Raw genomic sequence first — 12,290 nt, forward strand, 5'->3', positions numbered from 1 at the left:
CTGTACTCTGCTGTCACTAACCGCTCCGTCCGGGAGCACTCAAATTACCTTGAGCATAAGCAGTGAGGAAGAGTTATGGATATTATCTCCGTCGCCTTAAAGCGCCACTCCACGAAAGCCTTTGATGCTTCTAAAAAACTGACTGAGGCGGAAGCCAACGGCCTGAAAACCCTGCTGCAATTCAGCCCGTCAAGCACCAACTCTCAGCCGTGGCACTTTATTGTCGCCAGCACCGACGAAGGGAAAGCGCGGGTCGCGAAAGCCGCCAGCGGCACCTACGTCTTCAACGAACGTAAAATCCTCGATGCGTCTCATGTGGTGGTGTTCTGTGCGAAGACCGCGATGGACGATGCCTGGCTGACCCGTGTGGTTGACCAGGAAGAGGCCGACGGCCGTTTCGCCAGCCCGGAAGCCAAAGCCGCGAACCATAAAGGCCGCGTGTTCTTTGCCGATATGCACCGCAAAGAGCTGCAGGATGACAATCACTGGATGGCGAAACAGGTGTACCTCAACGTCGGTAACTTCCTGCTCGGCGTGGCGGCTCTGGGGCTGGACGCGGTGCCGGTTGAAGGCTTCGATGCCGCGATCCTCGATGCCGAGTTTGGCTTAACCGAGCAAGGACTTACCAGCGTGGTCATCGTTCCGGTGGGTCACCACAGCGTCGAAGATTTCAACGCCGCACTGCCGAAATCACGCCTGCCACAGGCGACGACCATCACCGAGATTTAACCCTCCCGCGCACGCCGCTCGCCGGCGTGCCAGATTTTCTCTGCATACCGCCCCAGGATCGCCAGCGATACCGCCAGGATCAGGAAGAACACCACCTTGTGCATACTCTCCCAGAAATATTCGAAAAAACGGGTGTAGAGGTTAATGCCGAGAAACGTCAGGCCAAACCCGCGCAGCATCCCGTCCTCGGTTTTCAGACTGATGTAGATACAGATCCCAGCCGCAATACCAAATAACAGCGCCCACGGCAGCCGCTGCGCCTGAGAAATGCTGTACCAATGGTCGGGGTCGTGATAGCCGAATATCGACAGGATCCACAGGGCGATAAACAGCCAGGTCAACCCCATCGCTTTACTGACGGTCAGCAGCCGACGCTGCCCCAGCCAGTGGCGTAACAGCCAGCACAGCGCCAGCATCACCCCGGAAAACAGCACAAAGCGCAGCGGGTAGCTCATGCCTAACCAGTAAGCTCCCCACCCCGATACATAGCCGGTTTCCGCGCCAAACCAGTTGCCCAACGCCAGCAGGAAAAACAGCCACACCAGCCCGGAGCGGGCGGCGATACCAATGGCGCCATAGATAGCGCAGCCCACCAGAAACAGCGGTGCGATATGGCCGCTGCCGTTATCCAGCCGCTCGCCAAGTTGCCAAATGGCCACCGCGGTAAAGACCACCCCGACAAACAGAATCGCCTCGGTGCTGTAGTGCCAGTGCTGCTCCCGCCGCTGGCGACGAAAGCCCCACAGGTAGCAGCCGAGCGCAATTGCCGACGGCAGTACGATCCGCGCCAGCGCCGAATCACGGAACAGAACCGCCAGCCAGGCCAGCAGTTCGCTGTCGGCAAACAGACTGCCCAACGCGATCAACAGGCAGGCCAGCGCCGTCCAGAAGGCGTAGCGGCTCAGGCGCTGCCAGTCAAAAGGCGTCACCTCCAGCGTGCCCGCCAGCCGCTGGCGTTCTGCCTCGCTCAACGCCCCTGCGGACTGCCACTCATCCAGCGCCCGGGCAATCACCCGATGTTGTTTCCTGGTTACGTTCATCTGCGTTCCCTGTGGTTATCAGTAGAGTGCATCCTGCTTATCCAGCCATGCCAGCGCCTGTTCGCCAGACTCGTCCATCGGCAGATAAACCAACAGCCGTGCGCCATTACGCGGGGCGGAATACCAGTACATCTGTTGCAGACTGAAACGCCCGAGTTGCGGATGGTTGAAGTGTTTGACCTGATTCTCCACGCCGCGGACTTCATAACGTTGGTGCCACAGCGTTTCAAACTCGGCGGAGGCGGCAAAGAAGCGCGCCAGTTTATTCTCCCACAGCGGATCGCCCCGATGTTCGGCCATCGCCGCGCGGAAATAGGAGACAAAGGTCGGCAGCACATCGCGGTTTTCGATGCGGCTGCGCCAGATGTCGTTGGTCAGATAGAGATAAATACAGTTGCGGTCTTCTTCGGCGAGTTGGGCGAAATCAATCCCCATCAGGCGGCAAAAGCTGTCGTTCCACGCGACAATATCGAAGTTGGGTTTCTGAATGCTCGCCGGCTGCGGCATCAGGCTGTCAATCAGCCGACGGGTTCCCGGGCTGATGGCATCGCAGACCGCCGCCGACGGTGCCTCCGGTGGCGTCAGGCCGGCCAGCACGAACAGGTGGCGGGTTTCCAGCGGGCTGCACTGCAGGGCGTTCGCCACCCCCACCAGCACCGCTTCCGACGGGTTCACCTCGCGCCCCTGCTCCAGCCAGGTGTACCAGGTGACGCCGACATCCGCCAGCATTGCGACTTCTTCACGGCGTAGACCCGGCGTGCGCCGTCGTCCGACCCGCGGCAGACCAAGCCGTTGCGGATCCAGACTCTCGCGGCGGGCGCGCAGAAATGCCCCCAGCTGCTTACGGCTGTCATCGGGTGCGATTGATAGTGCTTCCCGTTGCGGCATTCCCGTCATATATCCTCCAGCATGGTAGTACCAATACCAGTATAGACAGGAACTGGTACCCGTTTAATTTATCGGTAATGCTACGACCATCCGCTGAATGACGCAATGGAGCGATCCGATGAATTCGTCTGCTGTTTCACCCGGCCGTGCCGGTTTACTGCTGCTGTTGACCGGCCAGATGCTGCCGCTGATCGACACCTCAATTACTAACGTAGCGCTGGATTCGATAACCCACTCCCTCGATGCCAGCGCCACCCAACTGGAGCTGATTGTGGCGCTGTACGGCGTCTCGTTTGCGGTGTGCCTGGCGATGGGCAGCAAGCTGGGCGATAACTACGGCCGCCGTCGGCTGTTTATGTGGGGCGTGGTGCTTTTTGGCCTCGCTTCCCTGCTGTGTGGCATGGCGGGTTCCATCGGCGAATTGCTGGCGGCCCGCACGCTGCAGGGCGCAGGGGCGGCGCTGATCGTGCCGCAGGTTCTCGCCACCCTGCACGTCACCCTGAAAGGGACCGCCCATGCCCGCGCCATTAGCCTGTACGGCGGGATCGGCGGGATTGCATTTATTGTCGGGCAGATGGGCGGCGGCTGGCTGGTATCGGCCGATATCGCCGGGCTGGGCTGGCGTAACGCGTTCTTTATTAATGTCCCGATCTGCCTGCTGGTGCTGGCGTTTAGTCAGCGCTTTGTGCCGGAAACCCGGCGTGAGGCCCACGCCGCCATTGACTGGCAGGGTACTTTCAGCCTGGCGCTGATCCTCTGCTGTCTGCTGTTTCCAATGGCGCTGGGCCCGGAGCTGCACTGGCCCTGGACGTTGCAGCTAATGCTGCTGGCGGTGCTGCCGCTGCTGGTCTGGATGCGGATAAGCGCGCTGCGTAAACAGCAACGCGGCGAGCAGCCGCTGCTGCCTCCGCGCCTGTTGAAGCTCACCAGCATCCGTTTCGGTATGGCGATCGCCCTGCTGTTCTTTAGCGCCTGGTCCGGCTTTATGTTCTGCATGGCGCTGACGATGCAGTCCGGACTGGGGATGTCCCCGTGGCAGTCGGGCAACAGCTTTATCGCCCTTGGGATCGCCTATTTTGTCTCTGCGTTATATGCACCGAAGCTGATTGCACGCTACAGCATGGGACGCATTCTGCTGACCGGCCTGGGGATACAGATAGCCGGCCTGCTGCTGCTGATAGCCACCTTTCAACACTTCGGCCAGCACACCGCCGCGCTGGCGATGGTGCCGTCGACCGCGCTTATCGGCTACGGCCAGGCACTGATCGTCAATAGCTTCTATCGTATCGGAATGCGCGATATTAGCGCCTGCGATGCCGGTGCCGGCAGCGCGATTCTGAGCACCCTACAGCAGGCAACGCTGGGATTAGGCCCGGCGATCCTCGGTTCGCTGTTTTTAACCCTCGCCCAGCGCAGCGGCGGTAACTATCCCCAGGCGCTGATCGACTTCCTGGCTGTAGAGGTGGTGATGATGCTGCTATTAGGCGCCATTGCCCTGCGAATGCGCCATCATCTGAGCGTTCACCCGGTGGCGGCCGCCTCGTAAACCCGGTGCATCACGTCTGATTTGCATAATATACATCCAGCGGTCATCATAACCGCTGGATGTACAGGAGACGTTATGCAGGAATTAATATCGCAAATTGCCGCATTAGGCATCAAAATCACCGCAACTACTTCACTCGTCATTATCTTCGGCATTATTTTACTGACGGCGATCGTCGTTCATTTCATACTGCACAAAGTGGTGTTGCGCGCCTTCGAAAAACGCGCGCGGGCCAGTAGCCATTTGTGGCTGCAAATCATTACTCAGAACAAACTGTTTCACCGTCTGGCCTTTACCCTGCAAGGGATTATCGTCAATGTTCAGGCGGTCCTGTGGCTACAAAAAGGCAGTGAAGCTGCCGACATCGTCACCACCGCCGCCCAATTGTGGGTGATGATCTATGCCCTGCTCTCTTTCTTTTCGCTGCTCGATGTGGTGTTCAATTTATCGCAGAAGTTCGCCACCGCCTCGCAGCTTCCGCTCAAAGGGATCTTCCAGGGCATTAAGCTGGTCAGCGCCATTATCATCGGCATTCTGGTAATTTCGCTGCTGATTGGCCAGTCACCGGCCATTCTGATCAGCGGCCTGGGCGCCATGGCTGCGGTACTGATGCTGGTCTTTAAAGACCCGATCCTCGGCCTGGTAGCCGGGATTCAGCTCTCTGCCAACGACATGCTAAAACTCGGCGACTGGCTGGAGATGCCGAAATACGGCGCCGACGGCGCGGTGATTGATATTGGCCTGACCACCGTGAAGGTGCGTAACTGGGATAACACCATAACCACCATCCCCACCTGGTCGATGGTTTCAGACTCCTTTAAAAACTGGAGCGGCATGTCCGCCTCGGGCGGTCGGCGCATTAAGCGCAGCCTGAATATCGATACCACCAGCATCCATTTCCTTGATGAACAGGAGCAACAGCGCTTAATTCAGGCAAAACTGCTTAAGCCCTACATGGATTCGCGCCATCAGGAAATCAGCGAGTGGAATCAGCAGCACGCCGCCGACAATTCGGTACTGAATCTGCGTAAAATGACCAATATCGGTACTTTTCGCGCCTATTTACAGGAATATCTCCGCAATCACCCACGACTGCGTAAAGATATGACGATGATGGTCCGCCAGCTGGCACCGGACGCCGACGGCCTGCCGATTGAAATTTACTGCTTCACCAGTACGGTGGTGTGGGCTGAGTATGAGGAAATACAGGCCGATATTTTCGACCACATCTTCGCCGTGGTTGACGAATTTGGCCTGCGGATCCATCAGTCGCCGACTGGCAACGATATCCGCTCGTTAGCGGCGGTAGGCAGGAGCTAACGATCAGGTACTGGCGCGGTCGATGACGCGCCAGTCCATCATCACCCGCTCGGCAGCGGCGTCAGGATTATCGATTTTCTTCAACAGCAGCGTCACCGCGGTACGGCCAATCTCACGGGATGGCTGTTCAACGGTGGTCAACTGCGGCGAGACCATCTCCGCCAGTTCGGTGCCATCAAACCCCATCACCGCAATATCTTCCGGCACCCGCAGCCCGGCCTGAGCAATCGCGCGTAAGGCCCCCGCCGCCAGCGAATCCGCCACCGCAAACACCGCATCCGGCAACTCTTTCGCGGCCAGCAGCGTCTCCATGGCAGCTTTACCCGCGGCGGCGCTGAGATCGCTGGCATAGGCCACCTGCTGATAACCCATCCCCCGGACATGCAGGACGTTTTTATACCCACGTTCGCGCAGGCGAGCATAGCGATAGCTCAGGTCGTGGTTGATCAGGGCGATGCGCTGACGCCCGCGCTCCGCCAGGCGTGAGACCGCCCCTTGCGCCGCGTCAATGTCGTTGATGCCGACGCAGGAAATTGTGCCGCTATCGGCGTATTCGGCGCACTGCACCCAGGGTGCCTCACCGATCATCATCGTCAGCTCCGGCAGGCTGGCGAGGGCGTTCATGGTAATAATACCGTCAACCACTTTGCCCGACAGCAGCCGCAACCCCGAAGTGGAGCGTGCCAGATCGGAACCCGAGTTACACAGCAGGATGCGGTAGCCGTGCTTTTCCGCTTCTTCTTCAATCCCCTTCACCACTTCCGCGCAGAAGGGGTTGGCGATATTCGACACCATCACCAGAATCATGTAGCTCCGCGCCGTGCGCAGCTGGCGCGCCAGCAGGTTCGGCTGATAGTTGCTCTCTTTTATCGCCTGCAGCACGCGTTCACGGTTCTTCGGTTTCACGGTATCACTGTTATTCAGCACCCGTGAGACGGTGGCCACCGACACCCCCGCCAGGCGAGCAATCTTCTGAATTGACATAACGGCTGCATTTCCTGCGATAAAAGTTATTGTGCGCAGGCTATCATAAATACGCCGTCGATGGAGGCGTGGCGGGAGAAATCGCGATATTCACCGCGGCCTGGCGCCAGCCGTTAGGGGAAAACAACAAATAATCGGGGCTATTTTTCAGGCGCGGTCAGCGCGATGATAGCGTCGTAAATCTGAGCGCCGGGATGGTGCTGTTGTTCCACCTGGCCTGACATAATAATTACGTTAAGGATGATGCCACCATGAAGGTTAAAATCACGCTTCTTGCTATCGGCTGTTCACTCATTGCGCTCACCGGCTGTACCTCGTCTAAATCCTCACCGGAGCGTCACGCTTACTATTTCATTGCCCACCGTTCCGATTTTGTCGGCGGCAATTACGCCGTGAACCGCCAGGAGAACTACCGCCTCAATCTCCCGACCTTCACCGAAGCGTACCAGCGCGGACAGAAGGATCGGAGCAGCGGCGTCAGCGAAAGCGCAGCCCGCAGCAATGCCGAGGCGATCAAGCAGCAGATCGCCAAAGGGAGCCAGACGCAGCACGCCTTTAACGGCAACAGCAGCGACAAATGGGAACATCAAATGGAGAATAAAGACGCCGTGCTGTTCGGCAACGAACTTTCCGGCGCCTATCTGGATGGTTATCTCGGGGTGAAATAACGCCCTCTGCGCCACCCGGTGGCGCAGCGTTTTCCTGCTATCGCGCGACGCGAACCCAGCGCTGCTGCTGGTGACTTTGCAGAATGGCGTCAATGATATACATCACATCAGCCCCTTCATAGAACGAGGCGAAACGCCGGTGCTCTGCCTCCGGCATCCTCCCGGCACGCACTGCCTGATAAAAGCTCAGCATCATATTTTTAAAGGCATCCGGCCAGCCCTCAATATGCCCGCCCGGAAAATGGGCGCTGGCGGCGACATCGTGCTGCATCAGTCCGGGGTCGTCGCTGAGCAGCTGGTTTGGCTGCGCACGTTGACCAATCCACAAACGCTGCGGGACCTCCTGGTCCCACGCCAGCGAGCACTGGCTGCCGTTTAATTCCACTGCCAGGCGGTTCTTTCTCCCCGCGCTGACCTGCGACACGGTAAAGCAGCCTTTACTGCCGTCCTCAAAGCGAAACAGCACCGACCCCATATCTTCGGTATCCACCTGCCGCGCTTCATACTGCCTGTCTTTCTCTGTCTGGCTGAAGGTGGCCTCGCCCGCCACCGCCGCCTGTCGCGTCGGCCAGACGATAGAGAGATCCGCCATCACCTCGGTGATGCGTTTCCCGGTCATAAACTGCACCGTGTCGCACCAGTGGGAGCCGATATCCGCCACCGCCCGCGAGGCGCCGCCCAGCGCCGATTCCACCCGCCAGTTGTAGTCGGTTTGCCACAGCATCCAGTCCTGCAAATAGCTGCCGTGTGCTGAAAACAGCCGTCCGACCTGCCCTTCGCGCACCATGCTGGCGGCCTGCTGAACCATGGCAAACTGGCGGTAGACAAAGCTCACGCCGTGAACCACGCCAGCGTTTTCCGCCAGCGACACCAGCTCACGCGCCTCATCCGGCAGCATGCACAGCGGCTTTTCCGAGAACAGATGCAGTCCGGCACGCAACACCTGACGGTTAATCTCCGCGTGCAGATGGTTCGGCGTACAGTTATGCACCACCTGCAACCCCGGGTGCGCCAGCAGCGCCTCAACCTGCCCGTAGGCGTGAGCGACATTTAGCTGCTGCGCTTTGCGCTGTGCCTGGGCCAGGTCGCTGTCGCACAGCGCCACGACCTCGATATCCCCTACCCGGCGCAGGGCTTCAATATGCGCGGGGCCGATAAACCCGGTGCCAATAATGCCGACCTGAATCATCCTTGCGCCTCCTTGCCGTTGGCAAAATCATCAAATGCCCGCCCGGAGACCGGAATGATGTGGCGACGAATAAACTCACTGCCTTCACGCGCCCCGGTTTCAGCCTCCTTCAGACAACACTCCCACTCCAGTACCGCCCAACCGTCAAAGTCATACTCGGTGAGCTTGCTAAAAATACCTTTGAAATCAATCTGCCCGTCGCCCGGCGAGCGGAAGCGCCCGGCTCGCTGCAGCCAGTTCTGGTAGCCGCCGTAAACCCCACTGCGCCCGTCGCGGCGGAACTCGGCATCTTTGACATGAAAGGCTTTGATCCGCTCATGATAGATGTCGATATAGGCCAGATAGTCCATCTGCTGGAGATGTAAATGGCTGGGATCGTAGAGCATATTGCAGCGCGGATGGTTATCCACCCGCTGCAGGAAGCGCTCAAAGGTCACGCCGTCGTGCAGGTCCTCACCGGGATGGATCTCGTAGCACAGATCGACCCCCTGCTCATCAAAGCTATCGAGCAGCGGCCGCCAGCGGCGCGCCAGTTCATCAAAGGCCTCATCAATGAGCGTCGGGTTGTGCGGCGGCCAGGGATAAAACTGCGGCCACGCCAGCGCGCCGGAGAAGGTCGCATGGGCCTGCAGGCCTAGGCGCCCCGAGGCAACAGCCGCCTGGCGTACCTTTTCCACCGCCCATTGCTGCCGCGCCTGTGGCTGACCGCGCAGTACCGCCGGTGCAAAAGCGTCAAACGCCGCATCATAGGCCGGATGAACCGCCACCAGCTGCCCTTCCAGATGCGTGGACAGCTCGCTGATGGTCAGGCCGTGCTCTGCCAGCCGTCCGCGAATATCATCGCAGTAGGTCTGGCTCGCCGCCGCTTGCTCAACATCAAAAATCGCCGGATGATTACACGGGATCTGCAACGCCTGATAACCCAATCCGGCGGCCCAGGCCGCGATCCCATCCAGGGTGTTAAACGGCGCCTGCGGCCCGATAAACTGCGCCAGGAAAATCCCCGGTCCCTTGATCGTTTTCATACCCCCTCCTTAAAATCAGTGCTGCTCTTTCTCGTTGTACTGGAAAGAGAAAAGGAAAATCAGTGCAATAACCGCAGCCGCCACCGCCGGGATCCACCAGAAGGTGACCCACGCCTGCGGCACGGTCTGCCCGGCCACCAGTTGGTTATACAGCGCGCCGGAAATCTGTGAGCCCAGCAGCATGCCGATGCCGTAGGTAAACATAACGATCATGCTTTGCGCCTGGCCTTTGACCTTGTCCCCCGCCACGCGGTCGGTATAGATAAAGCCGACGACAAAAAAGAAGTCATAGCACACGCCGTGCAGCAGGATGCCGAGATAGAGCAGGAAGCGCCCCTCTTCACTCACGCCGAGGGCAAAGAAGGCGTAACGGACAAACCACGCCACCATCCCGACCAGCAGCATGTACTTCACCCCCAGACGGCGGAACAGCAGTGGGATCACCAGCATAAAGGCGATTTCCGACATCTGACCAAATGACATCGCGGTGCTGACATCCGCCACGCCCGCATCCGCCAGATACGAAGCGGTATAGGCGTAGTAGGTCCCCAGTGGAATAGAAATCAGCGTGGCGCAGAGCGAAAAAATAAAGAAGTGGCGCGTCTTCAGCAGCGCAAAAGCGTCGGCGCACAGCAGATCGCGAAATTTCACCGGGATGCCTTTGGCCGGTGCCGGCGTATGCGGCAGCGTCAGGCTATAGACCGCCAGCACCACCGAGCACAGCGCCGCCAGATTAAAAATAGCGGTGGTGTCAGAAATCCCGGTGACGCCGATACAGATCCCGGCAATGATCCAGCCGATGGTGCCAAAGACGCGCACTACCGGGAAGGTCTTATCGACATTGCTCAGGCTGTGGAAGGCGATATTGTTGGTCAGCGCCAGCGTCGGCATATAGCACAGCGTATAGCCAAACAGCAGGCCGATCAGCAGCGCGCCATTTTGCGCCACCAGCGCCTGCGGGACGAACCACAAGATCACCGCCCCCGCCAGATGCATCACCGCCATCACCTTCTGCGAGGCAAAGAAGCGGTCGACCAACATCCCCAGCACAAACGGCGACAGGATTGAGGCAATCGGCCCGGCAGAGAAAGCATCGCCAATCAGCAACGCCATGTCGTAGCGAGTCATCACCAGCCCCAGGGTCACCGACCAGCTTCCCCAGATAAAGAACTGCATAAACATCATTAGCGACAAACGCGGCACCAGAAACCGGTGCTGCACGCAGGTACTTTCACGACCTTCACTTGTGGATACCATGTTCACGCCCTCAAAAAGTAATCGATTACAAATCATCTCGAAATAGAAAGTAATCGATTACAAAAAGAAGATCCTTAGCGAAATACCTTAAGCGCGAAGACGATCACAATAATAAGCAGAGTGCCCCGACGGATGCCGGGGCAAGAGGCATTACGCCGGACGGCGCAGCAGTTTGAAGACCACAAACAGGAACAGGATCCAGACCGGCAGCAGAATGGCCGACAGGCGCATGCCGTCGATGGTACACATCAGCACCAGGATCAATGCCAGGAAAGCAATGCACAGATAGTTGCCCCCCGGCGCCAGCAGCGCTTTGAACTTCGACTCGCGGCCTTTACGTCGCTGCGCGGCGCGGAATTTCAGGTGCGCCATGCAGATCATGATCCAGTTCAGCAGCAGCGTTGCTACCACCAGCGCCATCAGCAGACCCAGCGCTTTTTGCGGCAGCAGATAGTTCAGCAGCACCACCAGCGAGGTGATCACCCCGGAGAGGATCAGCGAATTCACCGGCACACCGCGCTTGCTGACGCGGGCGAGAAACGTCGGAGCGTTGCCCTGTACCGACAGGCCGAACAGCATCCGGCTGTTGGAGTAGACGCCGCTGTTATACACCGACAGCGATGCCACCAGGATGACAAAGTTCAGCGCAGAAGCCACCACGTTGCTGTCAAGATTGTGGAAAATCATCACAAACGGGCTGCTGTCGGATTTGATCTCTACCCACGGGTAGAGCGCCAGCAGGACCACCAGCGAACCGATATAAAACAGCAGAATACGGTACACCACCTGGTTGACCGCCTTCGGAATGCTCTTTTCCGGGTTCTGCGCTTCCGCCGCGGTAATACCGATCAGCTCCAGACCGCCGAAGGAGAACATAATCACCGCCAGCGACATCACCAGGCCATGCCAGCCGGTGGCAAAGAAACCGCCGTGGCGCCACAGGTTATCGAAGCCGGCTTTACTGCCGCCGTGGTCACCAAACAGCATCCACAGGCCAAACCCGATCATACCGATAATCGCCAGCACTTTGATCAACGCAAACCAGAACTCCGCCTCGCCATACAGGCGGACGTTCACGAGATTAACGGCGTTGATAATCACGAAGAAGGCCGCGGCCCAGACCCAGGTGGGGACATCGGGAAGCCAGTACTGCATATAGATGCCGGCAGCGGTCAGCTCAGCCATGCCCACCAGCACAAACATCACCCAGTAGTTCCAGCCGGAGAGGAAACCAGCAAACGGGCCCCAGTATTTATAGGCAAAGTGGGCGAAGGATCCGGATACCGGCTCTTCCACCACCATTTCACCGAGCTGGCGCATGATCAAAAACGCCACGATCCCGGCGATCGCATAGCCAATTAACACCGCCGGACCAGCCATTTGGATCGCCGGACCAATTCCGAGAAACAGACCGGTACCAATGGCGCCGCCCAGAGCAATTAACTGAATATGTCGGTTCTGTAAACCGCGATGAAGCGCCGGACCGCTTTCTGCTGCGGTATCTGGCTGCGTTGACGCGTCTTTCACGTCGATCACCTGTTAGTTTTTATGAAGGGGCACCTTTTTACACTTCTGCTGGCCCTACTTCAAGTTACAGATGCGCTGGCCGGCGTGGTGAAGACGGGAGATCGGCGGGAGAAAACA

General features: G+C 58.6%; 11 protein-coding genes. 4 read left to right on the forward strand and 7 right to left on the reverse strand.

All coding sequences use genetic code 11. The features are described 5' to 3' along the window. The first annotated feature begins 75 nt into the window (after positions 1 to 75). Positions 76 to 729, forward strand: coding sequence for an oxygen-insensitive NAD(P)H nitroreductase (nfsB, locus tag ACMYSP_RS06220; RefSeq protein WP_434586002.1), 654 nt, complete (start codon positions 76 to 78; stop codon positions 727 to 729). Here the strand turns inward: nfsB and ACMYSP_RS06225 are convergent. Both ACMYSP_RS06225 and ACMYSP_RS06230 read right to left on the reverse strand, forming a co-directional pair. Next, positions 726 to 1,769: a DUF2157 domain-containing protein gene (locus ACMYSP_RS06225; protein WP_434586003.1), complete on the reverse strand. Its 1,044-nt coding sequence runs from the start codon at positions 1,767 to 1,769 to the stop codon at positions 726 to 728. The genes nfsB and ACMYSP_RS06225 overlap by 4 nt on opposite strands. An 18-nt stretch (positions 1,770 to 1,787) precedes the next feature. Further along, entirely contained in the window at positions 1,788 to 2,666 is an 879-nt protein-coding gene (locus ACMYSP_RS06230; RefSeq protein ID WP_434586004.1) for a helix-turn-helix transcriptional regulator, read from the reverse strand. Between the two features lie 109 nt (positions 2,667 to 2,775). Here ACMYSP_RS06230 and ACMYSP_RS06235 point away from each other — a divergent pair, with 109 nt between their 5' ends. Further along, positions 2,776 to 4,203: an MFS transporter gene (locus ACMYSP_RS06235; RefSeq protein ID WP_434586005.1), complete on the forward strand. Its 1,428-nt coding sequence runs from the start codon at positions 2,776 to 2,778 to the stop codon at positions 4,201 to 4,203. A 75-nt stretch (positions 4,204 to 4,278) separates the two neighbouring features. Next, positions 4,279 to 5,523 (forward strand): mechanosensitive ion channel family protein, encoded by a 1,245-nt coding sequence (locus tag ACMYSP_RS06240; RefSeq protein ID WP_434586006.1) that lies wholly within the window; start codon positions 4,279 to 4,281, stop codon positions 5,521 to 5,523. A gap of 3 nt (positions 5,524 to 5,526) precedes the next feature. On the opposite strand, the gene ACMYSP_RS06245 is transcribed toward ACMYSP_RS06240, so the two are convergent. Then, positions 5,527 to 6,507: a LacI family DNA-binding transcriptional regulator gene (locus ACMYSP_RS06245; RefSeq protein WP_434586007.1), complete on the reverse strand. Its 981-nt coding sequence runs from the start codon at positions 6,505 to 6,507 to the stop codon at positions 5,527 to 5,529. 251 nt (positions 6,508 to 6,758) lie between these two features. Between ACMYSP_RS06245 and ACMYSP_RS06250 the strand changes: the two genes are divergently transcribed. After that, complete coding sequence (locus tag ACMYSP_RS06250) at positions 6,759 to 7,175, forward strand: Exc2 family lipoprotein (RefSeq protein ID WP_434586008.1); 417 nt, start codon at positions 6,759 to 6,761, stop codon at positions 7,173 to 7,175. 37 nt (positions 7,176 to 7,212) lie between these two features. On the opposite strand, the gene ACMYSP_RS06255 is transcribed toward ACMYSP_RS06250, so the two are convergent. The 4 genes from ACMYSP_RS06255 to pheP all read right to left on the reverse strand — a co-directional run bounded on the left by ACMYSP_RS06255 (position 7,213) and on the right by pheP (position 12,173). Next, positions 7,213 to 8,364, reverse strand: coding sequence for a Gfo/Idh/MocA family protein (locus tag ACMYSP_RS06255; protein WP_434586009.1), 1,152 nt, complete (start codon positions 8,362 to 8,364; stop codon positions 7,213 to 7,215). After that, positions 8,361 to 9,389, reverse strand: coding sequence for a sugar phosphate isomerase/epimerase family protein (locus ACMYSP_RS06260; RefSeq protein ID WP_434586010.1), 1,029 nt, complete (start codon positions 9,387 to 9,389; stop codon positions 8,361 to 8,363). Before ACMYSP_RS06260 ends, ACMYSP_RS06255 begins: the two co-directional genes overlap by 4 nt. Before the next feature lie 15 nt (positions 9,390 to 9,404). Beyond that, positions 9,405 to 10,610: an MFS transporter gene (locus tag ACMYSP_RS06265; RefSeq protein WP_434587027.1), complete on the reverse strand. Its 1,206-nt coding sequence runs from the start codon at positions 10,608 to 10,610 to the stop codon at positions 9,405 to 9,407. 186 nt (positions 10,611 to 10,796) lie between these two features. Then, the gene (gene pheP, locus ACMYSP_RS06270) at positions 10,797 to 12,173 is read right to left on the reverse strand and encodes a phenylalanine transporter (protein WP_434586011.1); all 1,377 of its coding nucleotides are present in this window, start codon (positions 12,171 to 12,173) and stop codon (positions 10,797 to 10,799) included. Positions 12,174 to 12,290 lie beyond the last annotated feature (117 nt).

This window comes from Klebsiella sp. R390 (genome assembly GCF_051131745.1).
GTDB lineage: Bacteria > Pseudomonadota > Gammaproteobacteria > Enterobacterales > Enterobacteriaceae > Klebsiella.